Source organism: Marinoscillum furvescens DSM 4134, from assembly GCF_003386095.1.
In the GTDB taxonomy this organism is placed as follows: domain Bacteria; phylum Bacteroidota; class Bacteroidia; order Cytophagales; family Cyclobacteriaceae; genus Marinoscillum; species Marinoscillum furvescens.
Window position 1 is genome coordinate 560309 of sequence record NZ_QREG01000001.1, and the last position, 16578, is coordinate 576886.

Annotated in this window: 14 protein-coding genes; 7 read left to right on the forward strand and 7 right to left on the reverse strand. The window is 44.0% G+C overall.

The features are described 5' to 3' along the window. Position 1: 1 nt before the first annotated feature. The 3 genes from C7460_RS02530 to C7460_RS02540 form a co-directional block, all read right to left on the reverse strand. Positions 2-1489 carry an oligosaccharide flippase family protein gene (locus C7460_RS02530; protein ID WP_115866480.1) on the reverse strand — a complete coding sequence of 496 codons (1488 nt, stop codon included), beginning with the start codon at positions 1487-1489 and terminating at the stop codon, positions 2-4. Continuing rightward, positions 1490-2275 carry an enoyl-CoA hydratase/isomerase family protein gene (locus C7460_RS02535; RefSeq protein WP_115866481.1) on the reverse strand — a complete coding sequence of 262 codons (786 nt, stop codon included), beginning with the start codon at positions 2273-2275 and terminating at the stop codon, positions 1490-1492. 131 nt (positions 2276-2406) lie between these two features. After that, the gene (locus C7460_RS02540) at positions 2407-3357 is read right to left on the reverse strand and encodes an NAD-dependent epimerase/dehydratase family protein (RefSeq protein ID WP_115866482.1); all 951 of its coding nucleotides are present in this window, start codon (positions 3355-3357) and stop codon (positions 2407-2409) included. A 374-nt stretch (positions 3358-3731) separates the two neighbouring features. On the opposite strand from C7460_RS02540, the gene kbl reads away from it, so the two are divergent. Beyond that, positions 3732-4922: a glycine C-acetyltransferase gene (gene kbl / locus C7460_RS02550; RefSeq protein ID WP_115866484.1), complete on the forward strand. Its 1191-nt coding sequence runs from the start codon at positions 3732-3734 to the stop codon at positions 4920-4922. Here kbl and cdaA read toward each other — a convergent pair. After that, a complete protein-coding gene (gene cdaA / locus C7460_RS02555; protein WP_115866485.1) occupies positions 4915-5841 on the reverse strand; it encodes a diadenylate cyclase CdaA in 927 nt (308 codons plus the stop codon). The two genes, kbl and cdaA, sit on opposite strands and share 8 nt — an antisense overlap. Further along, entirely contained in the window at positions 5838-6650 is an 813-nt protein-coding gene (gene folP, locus C7460_RS02560) for a dihydropteroate synthase (protein ID WP_317127681.1), read from the reverse strand. Before folP ends, cdaA begins: the two co-directional genes overlap by 4 nt. Before the next feature lie 72 nt (positions 6651-6722). Here folP and C7460_RS02565 point away from each other — a divergent pair, with 72 nt between their 5' ends. From C7460_RS02565 to C7460_RS02575, 3 genes are read left to right on the forward strand one after another with little or no spacing between them, the layout of a single operon-like run. After that, the gene (locus tag C7460_RS02565) at positions 6723-7265 is read left to right on the forward strand and encodes a DUF1599 domain-containing protein (protein WP_115866487.1); all 543 of its coding nucleotides are present in this window, start codon (positions 6723-6725) and stop codon (positions 7263-7265) included. Positions 7266-7278: 13 nt separating this feature from the next. Next, a complete protein-coding gene (locus tag C7460_RS02570) occupies positions 7279-8367 on the forward strand; it encodes a BT_3928 family protein (RefSeq protein WP_115866488.1) in 1089 nt (362 codons plus the stop codon). Next, on the forward strand, positions 8364-8861 hold the full coding sequence (locus C7460_RS02575; RefSeq protein ID WP_147302829.1) for a shikimate kinase: 498 nt from the start codon (positions 8364-8366) through the stop codon (positions 8859-8861). The genes C7460_RS02570 and C7460_RS02575 overlap by 4 nt, the downstream gene beginning before the upstream one ends. Positions 8862-8923: 62 nt before the next feature. Here the strand turns inward: C7460_RS02575 and C7460_RS02580 are convergent, their stop codons facing one another. Beyond that, complete coding sequence (locus C7460_RS02580) at positions 8924-10513, reverse strand: outer membrane protein transport protein (protein ID WP_115866490.1); 1590 nt, start codon at positions 10511-10513, stop codon at positions 8924-8926. A 58-nt stretch (positions 10514-10571) separates the two neighbouring features. Then, on the reverse strand, positions 10572-11906 hold the full coding sequence (locus C7460_RS23600; protein WP_170147855.1) for a hypothetical protein: 1335 nt from the start codon (positions 11904-11906) through the stop codon (positions 10572-10574). A gap of 123 nt (positions 11907-12029) precedes the next feature. Between C7460_RS23600 and proS the strand changes: the two genes are divergently transcribed. The 3 genes from proS to floA are packed head-to-tail and all read left to right on the forward strand — an operon-like array spanning position 12030 to position 15015. Continuing rightward, on the forward strand, positions 12030-13505 hold the full coding sequence (gene proS / locus C7460_RS02600; RefSeq protein ID WP_115866493.1) for a proline--tRNA ligase: 1476 nt from the start codon (positions 12030-12032) through the stop codon (positions 13503-13505). Between the two features lie 4 nt (positions 13506-13509). After that, positions 13510-13974, forward strand: coding sequence for an NfeD family protein (locus C7460_RS02605; RefSeq protein WP_115866494.1), 465 nt, complete (start codon positions 13510-13512; stop codon positions 13972-13974). Between the two features lie 12 nt (positions 13975-13986). Then, positions 13987-15015: a flotillin-like protein FloA gene (gene floA / locus C7460_RS02610; RefSeq protein ID WP_115866495.1), complete on the forward strand. Its 1029-nt coding sequence runs from the start codon at positions 13987-13989 to the stop codon at positions 15013-15015. Positions 15016-16578 lie beyond the last annotated feature (1563 nt).

Sequence of the window (16578 nt, forward strand, 5' to 3'; positions counted from 1 at the left end):
TTTATAGTTGTTTTTTAAGCAAAGTTCCTTTTCGTAGATCTAGCCACCACACCACTCCCACAAACAGCAGCAATAACGCCGTGGCTGTGAAATACTTAGAGGGGCCGCTAAGCGCGCAAAAATAAAACGGCATAATGGAAAGCCCAGCCAAAGCTATGTAAAATAGCCCCTTCCCGGTAAAGTATGGAATCGGATAGTGCCTTTGCCCTAAATAATAACTAACCACTACCATAACGAAATACACCGCCAATGTGGTCCAGGCACTGCCCATGTAGCCCAGCACAGGTATCAATATAAAATTTAAAAGCAATGTAAGCACCGCACCCAGCACGGTGATCCAGGCTCCATATTTGGTCTTATCCGTGAGCTTGTACCACACAGACAGATTGTAATAGATGCCTAAAAACAAACCTCCGCCCAACAGCAAAGGCACTATCTCCAGCGCCGTGAGGTAGCTCGGCTTGCGCAGCAGTATGGGAGCGACTTCAGGTAAAAAAATGGAAATCAGCATCCAGCTAAAGGCACCAAAAATCACAAATCCGTGCATCACCCGAGCAAAAAGCTGAGGACTCTGGGCATCTCCAGATTTGGAGAAAAAGAATGGCTCAAACGCATAACGAAAGGCTTGAATCGCCAGGGTCATAAAAACTGACAGCTTATAACACCCGCCAAAAATCCCGAGAATCTCCTGATTGGTATAGGCCGGATAGAAGCCTTCTGGCAGCCAATATTTTAGTAATACTCTGGAGAACATTTCATTCGTCACTCCAGCCAAGCCCATCACCATCAGTGGTAGAGCATATGAAAGCATCCGTTTCCACTCAGCACCCAGTGCAAAGCGTACCTGAAGAAATGCCCTGCCAAAAAATGGGAGATACAGCGCATTGGCCAGCAGATTGGATAGAAAAACGTACCCCACTCCCAGCTGCTCATTGTAAATCCACCTTACAATAGAATCTGGAAACATCGAGAGCCACCAGGGGCAAAAAACCAAAAAAAATAGGTTCAGGCCGATATTGGCACTAATATTCATCAGCTTCAGTCCGGCAAACTTTACAGCTTTGCTTTGTAGTCTGAGTTTGGCAAACGGCACCACTACCACAGCATCTACCGCCATGATGATCGCCAGCCAAGTCACCAGATGCCCTCTACCAGGATACTCCAGAGCCTCAGCTATATCTGCTGAAAAAAGCGCTAATAATGCACTTAGAACAACTGAAGTGAGAATCAGTGAAGTCTGAGCAACATTGAAATAATGAGAGGGCGTTTCGCTTTTTGACGCAAACCGAAAATAGGCTGTTTCAAAACCATAGGTGTAAATCACATTGAGAAAAGCCACGATGGCATATAGCTCGGTAACTACCCCGTATTCAGCCACTGCAAATACCGCTGTATAAAGCGGCACCAGCAGGTAATTGAGTAGTCTACCAAGAATGCTGCTGGCTCCGTAGATTACGGTTTGACCTGCAAGCTGTTTAAGTTGACCCACTTACTCGCCTTTAAACTCTGGCGTGCGTTTTTCCATAAAAGCCGAAGCCCCTTCCTTGAAGTCGTCTGTTCCGCAGCATCGAGCAAAAGCATTGGCCTCTGTCTGATAGCCGTTTTCATCGTGGTTATAAACGGCGTTTACACAGTCTACCACCAGACCTATGGCGATAGGAGCCTTAGCACTTATTTTGGCCAGTATTTCATTGGCCTTGGCCATAGCCGCTTCTTTGTCTACCTCCGTGTAGTTCACCAGACCAAACGACTGAGCCTGATTAGCGTCCATCATATCTCCGGTCATGAGGTATTCAAATGCTCGGCCCTTGCCTATCAGCTGAGTCAGACGCTGCGTACCTCCATAACCTGGCAAAATCCCCAGATTTACTTCAGGCTGCCCCAATCGTGCATTTGCAGATGCCACACGCATGTGGCATGCCATAGCGAGTTCACAGCCTCCCCCCAGGGCAAATCCATTTACCACTGCGATAACTGGTGTATGAGAGTTTTCAATCAACTGAAAGACCTCTTGCCCTTCTTCGGCAAACTTTCGCGCATTCATTTCATTGAGCTCTGAAAACTCTCCAATGTCTGCACCTGCCGCAAAGGCCTTTTCACCTGCTCCGGTGAGGATCACTCCACTTATTTCCTTGTCATCATATACAGACTGAATGACTTCCTTCAGCTCTGCCAAAGTAGCGGTATTCAGCGCATTGAGTTTACTTTCCCTGTTTATTGTAATAGTCAGAATACTTCCATCTGTTGCCAGCGAAAGATTTTGCAAGTCTGCCATAGAGTCGATGATTTCTTATGAACTCGAAAGAAAAATTAAAAATCAGATTATTTCAAACATTTTCCGAAATAAGGGGTGATTTACGCATCGATTCAGAAGCATCTTTGCCAAATCCCCACTTTTAATATGCTTTATTTGGCACTAACCAAAATTGCCTCGAGGTTATCAAGCATGGTTCCTACCAACTGATCCAGGTCAAAATCATGCTGCCACCCCCAGTCTTTTCGCGCTTGCGAATCGTCTATACTATTGGGCCAGCTGTCCGCTATCTCCTGACGAAAATCAGGGGTATAGGTTATCTTAAAATCAGGATACCGCTTGCATATGGCTTCATAGATCATTTCAGGAGAAAAGCTCATAGCGGACACATTGTAACTTGAGCGCACGGTGACTTTGTCTGCATCCGCCTGCATCAACTCCACAGTAGCCTTCACCGCATCGTCCATATACATCATGGGCAGCTTGGCGTCTGCACGCAAAAAACACTCATAGGAGCCATCCATGATTGCCTTCCAAAAGATATCAACAGCATAGTCTGTAGTACCTCCACCTGGCTGTGCTTTGTACCCAATCAATCCGGGATACCTAAGCGAGCGCACATCTACACCATATTTTTGATGATAGTATTCGCACCATCGCTCACCGGCCAGCTTACTGATGCCATATACAGTATTGGGATTCATGACCGTATGCTGAGGTGTTTGATTGGAGGGTGTGTCCGGACCAAACACCGCTATAGAACTAGGCCAGTAAATTTTCTTCACACCTTTGCGACCAGCCTCCAGCACATTGAGCAAGCTGTTCATGTTGAGATCCCAGGCCATTTTAGGCGCTTGCTCACCCTTTGCAGACAAAATAGCCGCCAAATGATAAATTTCAGTGATTTGATATTGATCTATAATGAGATCCAGAGATTCTTTATCCATCACATCCAAACGCTCGTAGGGTCCATCTGCAATGAGTTCGGCAGGATCTCGCAGATCTGAGGCTATGACATTGTCTACACCAAACAGATCACGGAGCTTTAGGGTTAACTCCGTACCTAGCTGCCCGCAGGCACCTATTACAAGTACTTTATTCATAATTGGGTGGGGTAATGTGTTTGGGGCAAAAGTAGTAATTTGAGCTTTCCCTTATACTATAATCGGCATTCCTTCTAAATTTGTTTCCCAAATGGACTTAAGGACTTATCTCATCGGCAAAAAGATCGACGCAGAGCGCTTCGCAGCGCAAGAACCCGGGCGATTTTGTGAATTCGAGGAGCATTTTTCGCAAATGCACCCCAATAGTTTTACTGCGCAAAAGCTGTTTTTGATCAACAAGCTTAGGCATCTGTACAAATTAGAACAGGCACCTGAAACCACGGCGACCTCTAAACCGAAGGCAGCTAAACCCCGAGTAGTCCGAAAACCAAAAGCATCTAAATAATCAAGCAAAACCCGAAAAAATAAACAACATGTACAAATCACTTAAAACCAAGCTCGAAAACGAAATCAACGATATAAAAGAGGCTGGATTATTTAAGGAAGAACGCATCATCACTACGCCTCAGGATGCCGTCATCAAACTTCAGGATGGCAGTGAGGTCATAAACTTCTGTGCCAACAACTATCTGGGCCTCTCCTCTCACCCGCGCGTGGTAGAAGCTGCCAAAAAAACGATCGACACCCACGGGTTTGGCATGTCTTCGGTTCGATTTATCTGTGGCACACAGGACATTCATAAAGAGCTAGAGCGCAAAATATCCGAATTTCTAGGGACAGAGGACACGATCCTTTACGCTGCTGCGTTTGACGCCAATGGTGGGGTCTTTGAGCCTATGCTAGGCCCTGAAGACGCCATCATCTCCGATGCACTCAATCACGCATCGATCATAGATGGCGTACGTCTTTGTAAAGCTGCTCGCTACCGCTACCAGCACAACGACATGGCCGACCTGGAAGCCAAACTTCAGGAAGCTTCTGATGCCAAGGTAAAAGTCATTGTAACAGATGGCGTGTTTTCTATGGACGGCACCGTGGCGCAACTGGACAAAATATGCGAGCTGGCTGAAAAATATGACGCAGTAGTCATGACCGACGAATGCCACTCCACTGGCTTTATGGGCAAAACAGGACGCGGCGTACATGAGTACCGCAACTGTATGGACAAAGTGGACATCATTACTGGCACACTGGGCAAGGCCCTGGGAGGCGCTTCCGGTGGGTTTACATCCGGCAAAAAAGAAATCATAGAAGTGCTGCGTCAGCGCTCACGGCCGTACTTGTTTAGCAACACACTGGCTCCGTCCATAGTAGGAGCTTCTATTGCCGTGATCGACATGCTATCCGAAACCACAGAGCTGAGAGATAAGCTAGAGGCTAATACCAAATACTTCCGTGCAAAAATGACAGAAGCTGGCTTTGACATCAAACCTGGAGATCATGCCATCGTACCAATCATGCTTTACGATGCAGTGCTTTCTCAAAAAATGGCAGCCAAACTTTTAGAAAAAGGAATTTATGTGATTGGATTTTACTTCCCGGTAGTACCAAAAGGGCAGGCTCGAATTCGCGTGCAAATGTCTGCAGTACACGACCAGTCACACTTAGACCAAGCAATAACTGCATTTACGGAAGTAGGCAAGGAACTTGGAGTAATCAGCTAGCCTGAATCGATTCCTTAGAACCTTCTTTCTTTCCAGACTTTTTAGGCTCTTCTTTCTTAGAAGAGCCTTCTTTTTTGGCCTTCTTAAGCACATTATCTGTAGAAGAGGTCGGCTCAAAACTTTCTTCGTAGAGGTATTCGTTGATCTTCTTTCTCAGCTCCTGAGTAGACAGATTATGAAAAATCTCACCATTGCGCATGGTCGACAGCTGACCGGTTTCTTCAGAAACTACAATCACCAGCGTATCTGTATTTTCTGACATGCCAATACCCGCCCTGTGGCGCAGACCAAACTGAGCAGGAACGTCTCGCTCGGTTACAGGCAATATACAGCGGGCCGCCACAATTTTGTTGTCATGAATGATTACTGCTCCATCATGAAGCGGGCTGTATTTATTGAAAATAGCCATCAACAGTCGCTTGGAAATCACTGCATCGATACGATCGCCTGACTCGGCATAGAATTTCAACTCAGAATTTTTGGACAGCACTATCAACGCCCCCGTATTCGTTCCTCCCAGTGTCTTAGCTGCCTCTATCAGTGGAGTGATATCTGCCTTACTATACCCTGTGTTACTTTTCCAAAGTCGCTTGAAGTTTTCCAGCAAGTCACCTTCGGCAAATACCGGCGTGCGACCAAGTAATAGTAGGAACTTTCTAATTTCTTGCTGAAAAAGAATGATAGCGGCCAAAACTCCCACTCCCATAAACTGCCCTAAAATATTACTGAGCAGCTCCATTTGGGCAGCATTTACCACCAAATAGATGAGGTAAAGTACCAAGAAACCAATAAAGATCTTGATAGCAACACTACCTTTCATCAGCTTGTACACCTGGTACAGCAATACCGAAACGAAGAAGATATCAATGATATCAACCCAGTCTATTTCTAAAAACCCGATATTGAATCCTAATATCAAACTGATAATTGATTTACTAATTTTACTGCTTCTACAGCTTCCTTTACGTCATGTACGCGAAGGATAGATGCTCCTCGCCCCAAAGCTACTGTATTTAGTACAGTTGTACCATTTAAAGCTTCATTGGCTGAAATATTTAATGTTTTATAAATCATAGACTTACGTGAAACTCCCACCAATACCGGACACTCCAGATAAGCCAAATGATCCAGCTTTTGCAGCAATTCAAAACTTTGGGTCGCTTTTTTTGCAAAACCAAACCCCGGATCGATGATCACATCTTTGATTCCTGCCAGCCGTGCTGCAGCCAGCCGTTCGGCAAAATATGCCATGATTTCTTTCAGCAAATCGTCATATTCCGTATTCGCGTTCATGGTCTGAGGGGTACCGCGCATGTGCATTGCGATATATGGCACCCCCAACTCCCCTACTGTGGCCAGCATCCGATCGTCCATACATCCTGCCGAGATGTCGTTTACCACATGTGCTCCCGCATCCACTGCAAGGCGAGCTACCTTGGCACGAAATGTATCTGCCGACAATATGGCCTCTGGAAATTCCTTACTCAAAGCATCGATCACAGGCACCATTCTATCAAGCTCTTCACCTTCCGAAATGTTTGATGCCCCGGGCCGTGAGGAGTATCCACCAACATCTAAAAACGTAGCTCCGTCTATAAGCATCTGTTCAGCGCTGCCCAATACAGCTGATAGCTCTTGCTTTCTACTGCCTGCATAAAATGAGTCTGGTGTGACATTCAGTATCCCCATCACTCTGGGGGTAGCCAGGTCCAGCAGGTTCCCCGCCACGTTTATGGACTTTTGAAGATGCAATGTGTTAGATTTGTCAGCCATACGTACAATATAAACTCAGATTAGAAATTGAAGGCAAGCACTATTGAGCAATACCGCGAAATTATCGCATCATGCAAAGAAATTTTCGAAAAGAAAACCAAAGATTACGGTACTGCCTGGAGGATACTGAGGCTGCCATCCATTACAGACCAAATCTACATCAAAGCTCAACGCATCAGGTCTATCCAGGAAAAAGGTGAGCAAAAAGTAGGTGACGATATTCAGTCTGAGTTTATCGGTATCATCAACTATTGCATCATGGCACTCATCCAAATGCAACTCACCCCAGAAGACCCCATGGAAATAAGCTACGAACTTCTGGAGCCTAAATACGACAAAGCAGCTGAAGACACCCTTCAGCTGCTCACCAATAAAAACCATGACTATGGAGAGGCCTGGCGAGAAATGCGCGTAAGTTCGATGACAGACATCATCTTAATGAAACTCTTTCGCGTGAAACAAATTGAAGACAATGCAGGTAAAACGATCATATCGGAAGGTGTAGATGCCAACTATCAGGACATCATCAACTACTCGGTATTTTGCATGATCAAATTGAAAGAAGTATAAATAACCATTCCCAATGCGCATCTTTTACGAATTAGCCCGATACCTCGTAGGAGGATTATTCATTTTTTCTGGAATAATTAAAATCAACGATCCCGCAGGGACAGCTATCAAGCTAAAAGAATATTTCGAAGTATTCGCTTATGATTTCGCCCCTTTCTTTGAGTGGTTTATTCCTGCATCACTGTTTTTAGCAATACTCCTTAGCGTTCTGGAGGTAGTGCTCGGTATAGCGCTGATCATTGGATTTAAAATGCCCCGAACAGCCTGGGCGCTGCTATTAATGATCGTGTTTTTCACTTTCCTTACTTTTTACTCAGCATATTTCAACAAAGTAACCGACTGTGGGTGCTTTGGAGATGCAATCAAACTCACCCCTTGGGAGTCTTTTTATAAGGACATTATTCTACTCATACTTATCATAGGCATATTTATCAACAGGCATCAATACGGCAGCTGGTTTTCAGAAAAATTTGGGTACGTAAAAATCATTGGCTCTACAATCGTCTTCACACTATTGGCAAACTATGCCGTTCGCCATTTGCCTTTTATCGACTTTAGGGCCTACGCCGTGGGCAACCACTTACCATCACTCATGGAGCCTTCCGAGGAACTAAAGTATGAGTACATCATGGAAAAAGACGGTAAAGAGTACACTTTCGAGCAATATCCGTCAGACAAAACCTATGAGTTCAAATCTATGAACCTGGTTAACCCAGAGGCTCAACCTAAAATAACTGACCTGAGCATCTGGAATGATGATGGAGACTTTACCGACCAACTGATGCAAGGCAATAAGCTGCTGATCATCATCTATAATGCTGACAAGGCATCGAAAAACAACATAGAAGACATCACCGCCCTTGTAAACAATGTAAAGACAGCCGAACCATGGGTGCTAACTGCATCTGGGTATGAGCAATATGAGCGCTTCAGGCATGAAGTGCAGCTCGCAGCGCCCTATTTTTATGCAGATGCTACTGTACTCAAAACCATGGTGAGGTCCAACCCGGGGGTAATACTGCTTTCAAACGGCACCGTGCGAGGCAAGTGGCACCACAATGACACCCCTGAAGTATCTGAAATCAACCAACTACTGTATTGAAATCTTACGGACGAATTTACTTAATAGGCATGCCAGGATCTGGCAAATCTCATTTTGGTCGCATACTGGAAGAAGAGCTGATTTGCCCATTGATAGATCTGGACAAAGAAATCGAAGAAGCGGAAGAGCGTACCATATCAGACATTTTTGAACAGGAAGGCGAGGAGTATTTCCGACAGGCGGAAGCCCGCATGCTGCGAATTATTACCGAATCTCAAGAAGAAGTGATCATTTCCACCGGAGGTGGCACCCCCTGTTATCACGACGGCCTGGAATACATGAATGCACACGGGACTACTGTATATCTGGAGGCTGAAGAATCTGTACTCATCAAAAGGTTAGCCCCCAAAGATCACCGACCACTGATGGTGGGTGATACAGAAAAAAGGGTGAAAGAGCTACTAAACCAACGGCTTCCGGTATATCAAAAAGCTAAAATCACGTTGAGTCATCGAGATCCAAAGCGGCTAGCTCAGGAGCTTGAAAATAGCTAGCAGTAATTGTCAATGGACAAAGACATCTCAAAGAATCTCTACGCTACCGTACGGGTTTAACACTAAAAGTTAAACCCTACAGTGGCTGAAATCGTAGCCATTTTGCTATCTACTGCTGCCTGGGGAGTGTCCTCAGATACAAAGTATGGAGCTATTTGCATTTGACTTTTTCTGTTTACCACAGAAAAATCAATGAAGTAATCTCGGGTTCTTATTCCCGCACCAAACGAAAGCTGTTTAGAGCTACCATCAACATCTGAGTCCGAAAACGGATCTCCATAGCCTGCATACCCTGCTCTTAGTCGAAATATATCAAATCGATACTCCCCACCTACACGATAGTTCACTGTATTTTGGTAGACATCCCGAATAGCTTGATTGTCTCCTATAGTGGTGAAGTCACTAGACCTAATTTGTGCACTTGCATAATCCACAAAATCCAAATCAGCACTAATAAAGCCTGACTTACCAATAAAAAACGCTAAGCCTGTTGTGACTTTTGCTGGTGTGCGGATGTTATATTGTGATGTCAACAGATCACTGGACTCACTAAAATACCCTAGATCATAGTACAATGAATCACCCTCGCTATTCGTCCCATCATAATAGCTATAATTCTCATTATAGTCAGTACTAAACGTAAATCCGCTCTCATCATTCAAACTGTAATAAACGGGTGATTTGTAACTTACACCAACAGTCATGAATGCTGCTGGTCGCACAATAAATCCTCCTGTAAAACCTATTCCACTTCCCTCTATTCGCAACTCATCCACTATTTCTATACCGTACAGCAAGTCATCAGGATCACCGTTCTGATCCCTGAAGTCATTTTCCTGATAAGTCTTCTTTTCTGAATAGTTTACTGATTCGAATCCAATCCCCCCTCCGAAATACACCTTATCATCAAAATTTCCACCCCAGGCAAAGTTCAATACATTTTGACCACCTGATCTAACGATTTTTTCGGTCTGCCGTGGCATATACTGATCTACACTTCGGGAGCCTACTAGTGAGGTGTACCCATCAAAATCACCTTCAGGATAAATATAACTCTGTGCTCCTGGGTTAATATCATATACATAGCCATCAGCATTTTCCACCAAAAACTGACCAAAAGCATAATCTAATTGGCCTCCCTCAAAACCAGCATTCAAATCTTCCACAAAACTATCCGTGACGGAATTATTGGGGTTTCGACCACTATAAAACAGTTCGCTATTAAAGGTATTCACCCGATGAAATGTAATCGAGAAAGTGCCCCCTTTAAATTTTTCATTGGTGTACTCTCCTTTATTGGTGTTGAAAGCCACACCCATATTTGAAAAGTTAAAACTGTTACGAAACGTAGTATTACTTTGCCCAATGTACGTCGCATCAGCTGTTTGAAAATTAACACTAGGTGTAAAAGAAACCACACTTCTATTAAAAAAGCCCAGGCCTGCCGGGTTGGCCATAGCCGAACTCAGGTCTGCACCTAAAGCGGACTGAGCACCGATGGCCTGCATACGTGCTGATCCGCCATAACTAGAACCTCCCTGCCCTAAGAGAAGCACATCTTTGTAATACCCAAGGGCTGCATCGGACTGGGCTGATACTTCTAATAAAAGCACACCAATCCCAGCCAATATCATGATGATGATTTTGTTCATAGTTTTTCTCGTTTAACTATATAATGATGCTACGTTAACCAGGCCTTCAGGTTATTGCCTACCGGCCACCAGACCTTGATCTTGACGAACTGCTGCTACTTCTACTTCGAGAAGAGCTACCACTAGATCTGGATGAGCTACTACTAGACCTGGAGTATGAGGACGAACTCCTGCTAGAAGAGCTACCAGAAGAGAAACTACTAGACCTGCTCCTACCAGAGGAGTACGAACTAGAAGAGCTTCTCGAAGGAGTGCTATATGTTCTTTTACTCGACGAACTACTGCGACTGTAAGAACTAGAACCAGACGAACGCGTACTTCTGGAAACCCCAGAGCTACTATACCTTCTAGAGTTGCTAGATGTACCATTTCGACTCAGGCTTGATGAAGATCTGGAACGAGAATAAGAAGTATTTCCACTTCGATTATTAGAACTTCGAGAGCTAGTTGCTACACGAGAGTTGCTCGTAGATGCGGAAGACCTGGACCTGCTAAAATATTCATTTTGAGTCCTTGAATAGTCCTTTCTTCCACGGGAATTATTAGAGACATTCGTACCTGAAGCTGATGTAGCCCTCGTACGTGTAGTTCTGTTATTATTGCTCACCACTTGTCCACCTCTGGAGTAGCGAGCGCCTCTCGTGATCGTACGCGAATCTGCTAACCTGTCTCTGTTGTAGTAGTTATACCCTCCAAAGTACATACCATCATAGAAGCCCGCAGAATATGCATAGTTAAACCGATTCCATCGATAACCTCTAAATCCTCCGAATCCATAGTAAAGAGGATCTCCATAAGGATACATAGCACCATAGAAAGTATTCGGCCACCAGGTAGACCTAAAATATGGATTATACCAGGGGTCATTATACCACACAGATCCTACCCCCCAGCCAAATGAAATATTCCATCCACTATACCATGGATCACACCAAAAGCTATTATTGAATCCCCAACGAGGATTGTTGTTCCAGCCCCGGTTATTAAACCTTGAATCCTGATAGTAATTATTGATGATAGTAGTTCCTGTGTTTTCTTCCTGATAATCTTCCGGAAAGTATGAAATATTAGAAAGCGTTGGTTCGCTGTAATTAGCGTTTTCATCTAGCTCTCCTGTATACTCATTCGTTGACTGATAGTCGCCCTGCGACTGATAGCGAGCTATGTACTCAGGGTTTACTTCGTGAGTAGAGTAGTTCTCTGAGTAATTGTTATTTCTAAAAGACTGATAAGTCTCTTTGCTGGGATTGGAAGCAGATGCCTCATGTGCCACTTCCTTTCGGTCATTTTTTGTAAAGTACAAATCATCGTACTCCTGTCCCATTACCTGTAGGGAGCCAAAGCCCAAAACTACCAGGCTAGTGCGTTTCATGAGTGTGGCAAATGCTTTCATAATTCCTCCTTTTGTTAATATTACAACAGAATCCTGCTCAAAGTTTCCGGCTGCTCCGGCTATATTTGTGAGCCAAATTCTATTAAGATTTAGCAATATCTATACCAAAACATTAAATATAGCATGAGCAAAGCAATTCCAAGTAGGTCTGAGGACTATTCTCTGTGGTACAATGAGTTAGTAAAAAAAGCAGGCTTAGCAGAAAATTCGCCCGTACGAGGCTGTATGGTCATAAAACCATATGGATTTGCTATCTGGGAAAAGATGCAACAAACCCTTGACAAAATGTTCAAGGACACCGGTCACTCCAACGCATATTTTCCGCTTTTTATCCCGAAATCATTCTTCAGCCGCGAAGCAGATCATGTAGAAGGCTTTGCCAAAGAGTGTGCAGTAGTCACCCACTATCGCTTAAAAAATGATGAGGAAAACGGCGGTGTGGTAGTAGATCCTGATGCTAAACTCGAAGAAGAACTTATCGTACGTCCCACATCAGAAACAGTGATCTGGGATAGCTACAAAAACTGGATCCAGTCCTACCGTGATCTTCCACTACTGATCAACCAATGGGCAAATGTGGTACGATGGGAAATGCGCACCAGACTATTCCTACGCACCGCAGAATTTCTCTGGCAGGAAGGCCACACCGCTCATGCTACTAAAAATGAAGCCATAGAAGAAACCGAGCAAATGCTTAACGTCTATGCAGATTTCGTAGAAAACTTCATGGCGCTACCTGTTACCAAAGGAGTAAAAACAGCGAATGAGCGATTTGCAGGAGCAGTAGAAACATACTGCATAGAAGCTATGATGCAAGATGGAAAAGCGCTACAGGCCGGAACATCCCATTTTCTTGGACAAAATTTCGCAAAAGCATTCGATGTAAAGTTTGCAAATAAAGAAGGTAAAGAAGAATTTGTATGGGGAACTTCATGGGGTGTATCTACTCGCTTAATGGGTGCACTCATCATGGCGCATTCAGATGATGATGGTCTGGTACTTCCTCCAAACCTGGCACCTATACAAGTAGTGATTGTGCCGATTTACCGCAAAGATGAAGAGTTAGCAGCTATTTCTGAAGTTGCTGAGAAATTTGCATCGGAGCTTAGATCGAAAAACATCTCTGTTCAGTTTGACAAGAGAGACACTCATAAACCCGGTTGGAAATTTGCCGAATATGAGCTTAAAGGCGTGCCAGTTAGAATAGCCATCGGACCGAAAGATCTTCAAAAAGGCACAGTAGAAATCGCCCGAAGAGACACCAAAGAAAAACAATTCGTTCAGCAGTCTGATACGGTGGGTTTTGTGGAAAAACTCCTTCAAGAAATACAGGAAAACATCCACAATAAGGCCAAGTCATTTGAGCAGGAAAACACTCACAAAGTAGACACTTACGAAGAATTCAAAGAATTGCTCAAAAAAGACGGAGGATTCATTTACGCACATTGGGACGGCACATCGGAAACGGAAGAAAAAATTAAACAGGAAACAAAAGCAACTATTCGTTGTATTCCACTAAATTCCGAAAAAGAAGAGGGCACATGCATTTACTCTGGAAAACCCTCTACGCAACGCGTCTTATTTGCAAAGGCATATTAGTAGAATGGATTGGATCACTGTAATCGGTTTACTCATTTTTGGGATAGCACTCATTGTTATTGAAGTGATCTTCGTGCCCGGCACTACCATAGTAGGTATCGCCGGGTTTGTTGTTTCTGGATTTTCCGTGTATCTGTGCTACGATTACTTTGGGAGCACTACAGGCAATATATTTCTTGCCGTGGCGGCTATCAGTGGCATGGCAGCAGTAATACTTTCTTTTAGAAGCAATGCCTGGCAAAAGCTTTCACTCAAGGATGTCAGCTCTGGCAAATCAAACGACCTCAAACACAAACTTTCAATAGGCGATGAAGGCAAAACAATTTCTTCATTGAAACCTTTCGGGAAAGCCGAATTTCAAAATCATATTGTCGAAGTTAAATCCAATGGTTCATGGATTGACGAAGGCATCGAGGTGAAAATATCCCGAATAGTAAACAACCGAATTACCGTAGAACCTATTAATTAATCAAATTTCACAATGGGAAGCATTACTATTATACTTATCATTTTCGCGGGCATCATTGCCTTTTTTGTCTTTCTCTATTTCGTTCCTGTAAACCTGTGGATTACCGCTCAGTTTTCGAATGTAAGAGTAGGACTATTAGAGTTGGTTTTCATGCGAATCCGAAAGGTTCCGCCTTCTGTTATCGTAAACTCACTGATTACAGCAACAAAAGCAGGCCTCATGATTCGTGAAGAAACCATAGACGGGCAACCCAGACCACTTAAAACTCAAGAACTAGAAACTCACTATTTGGCAGGTGGTAATGTACCACAGGTAATCAAAGCATTAATCTCCGCTGACAAAGCTAATATCAACCTTACCTTTAAACAAGCCACTGCCATAGACCTGGCAGGCCGTGATGTTTTTGAGGCAGTTCAGATTTCGGTAAACCCTAAAGTAATCAATACTCCATCTGTTGCCGCTGTTGCCGCTGATGGCATTCAGCTTGTCGCAAAAGCACGTGTTACCGTTCGCGCAAATATTCAGCAGCTCGTCGGAGGGGCTGGTGAAGATACTATTCTTGCCCGTGTAGGTGAAGGCATTGTGACTTCTATTGGTTCGGCTGCTAGTCACAAAGACGTTCTTGAAAACCCTGATAAAATTTCAAAGCTCGTATTACAACGTGGACTTGACGCTGGTACAGCGTTTGAGATACTATCTATTGACATAGCAGATGTAGATGTAGGGGCTAATATCGGAGCCAAACTACAAACAGACCAGGCTTCTGCAGACCTCAAAGTAGCTGAAGCTAAAGCTGAAGAGAGACGAGCGATGGCTGTTGCCGAAGAACAAGAAATGGTTGCCAAAGCACAAGAAGCACGTGCCAAAGTAATTCTTGCTGAAGCAGAAGTTCCTAAAGCCTTAGCAGAAGCCTTTAGAAGCGGCAACCTTGGCGTGATGGACTACTACAAGTTCCAAAACATAGAGGCCGACACAGACATGAGATCTTCAATAGCCGGCACTGGCAAAAAAGGTAGCTCATCGTCTAAGAAAAAAGATTAATATAAAATTCATTTTAAAGCAAAGCCACTTCATCTCATGAAGTGGCTTTTTTCGTTAGGTACATTCCCAAATTGTCATTTGAGCCTATAACTAACCGTTCCTTAAGTACCTATCACTCTGTTCAGGTACTTCGCTATCAAACTAGGAGATCAAGCTTACTACTTAGCAACTAGTTACGATCAAAGCGTATTTCCTATCACAAATACCCAGGCGTATAGTCCATGCCTGCCAGCCTTAATCTCCCACATTTTATTACAGTGGGACGCCCAGTCTACCATCAGTACTGGCATAGCCCTAAGCAACCACCCTGCTAGATACTAGAATATTATTTCACTTGTTTTGTGTGTATCGCAACAAGATTTAACCCTAGCGCATAAAAAATGAGTAGCTCTTATAAGAATTTTTCTTTGATAAGGCTAGATTCGATCGGCAAGCATAGCCTACCACTCATAGCCTGGGAGCGTAAACCGGGCACGTAGCCTTACTCTCCCACATTTCACTGCAGGGGGACGCCAAGTCTACAATCAGTGCTGACACAGCCGCGAGCAACCACCCAGCTGTATTCAAAGGTGTATCGCTTAAACTTTTAATTCTAGCGCATAGTAAAAGGGTAGCTCAATAAGAATTCATCTTTGATAAAAACTAGCAACGATCAAGGCACGTAGCCTTACTCTCCCACATTTTATTGCAGGGGGACGCTTAGTCTACCACCAATGCTGGCACAGCCCCAAGCAACCACCCAACTAGATATTAGAGTAATCTTTTACTTGTTCTGTGTATATCGCAACAAGATTTAACTCTAGCGCATAAAAAAAGGGTAGCTCAATTATTTTTTCTTATAAAGTCTAGTAAGGATCGGGGCGCGAAGCCCAGAAAACATAGCTCGGGCCACATAGCCTTACTTTCCCACATATTACTGCAAGGGGACGCCCAGATTACCATCAGCGCTGCCACAGACCCAGCAACTACCCAGCTGATACTAGAGCAATCGTTTACTTGTTCTGTGTGTATCGCAACAAGATTTAACCCTGGTGTTTAAAAAAAGGGTAACTCAATTAAGAATTTTTCTTTGATAAAGAATGGAAATGAACAGGACGTGTAGCCCGGTGCGCATAACCTGGAACAACTAGCCTTACTCTCCCACATTTTACTGCAGGGGGACGCCTAGTTTACCATCTGCTTTGGCACAGCCCCTAGCAACCACCCAGCTAGATACTAGAGTAATCTTTCACTTGTTCTGTGTGCATCGCTACAAGATTTAACCCTGGTGCAAAAAAAGGATAGATCAATTAAGAACTACCCTTGATAAAACCTAGCAACGATCAAGGCACGTAGCCTTACTCTCCCACACTTTACTGCAGGGGGACGCCCAGTCTACCATCAGCGCTGCCACAGACCCAGCAAACACCCAGATATTTACTAAAGTAATGCTTCACTTGTTGTACGTATATGGCCTCAAGATTTAACTCTAGCGCATAAAAAAAGGGTAGCTCAATTAAGAACTACCCTTTGATAAAGACTGGCAACGACTTACTCTCCCACATTTTACTGCAGTACCATCAG

Excerpts from the sequence above, each read along its gene's own strand:
- C7460_RS02570 (WP_115866488.1), top strand. The coding sequence starts at position 7,279 with ATGCGCATCTTTTACGAATTAGCCCGATACCTCGTAGGAGGATTATTC.
- C7460_RS02580 (WP_115866490.1), bottom strand. The coding sequence starts at position 10,513 with ATGAACAAAATCATCATCATGATATTGGCTGGGATTGGTGTGCTTTTA.
- proS (WP_115866493.1), top strand. The coding sequence starts at position 12,030 with ATGAGCAAAGCAATTCCAAGTAGGTCTGAGGACTATTCTCTGTGGTAC.
- C7460_RS02605 (WP_115866494.1), top strand. The coding sequence starts at position 13,510 with ATGGATTGGATCACTGTAATCGGTTTACTCATTTTTGGGATAGCACTC.
- C7460_RS02535 (WP_115866481.1), bottom strand. The coding sequence starts at position 2,275 with ATGGCAGACTTGCAAAATCTTTCGCTGGCAACAGATGGAAGTATTCTG.
- C7460_RS02540 (WP_115866482.1), bottom strand. The coding sequence starts at position 3,357 with ATGAATAAAGTACTTGTAATAGGTGCCTGCGGGCAGCTAGGTACGGAG.
- kbl (WP_115866484.1), top strand. The coding sequence starts at position 3,732 with ATGTACAAATCACTTAAAACCAAGCTCGAAAACGAAATCAACGATATA.
- C7460_RS23600 (WP_170147855.1), bottom strand. The coding sequence starts at position 11,906 with ATGAAAGCATTTGCCACACTCATGAAACGCACTAGCCTGGTAGTTTTG.
- floA (WP_115866495.1), top strand. The coding sequence starts at position 13,987 with ATGGGAAGCATTACTATTATACTTATCATTTTCGCGGGCATCATTGCC.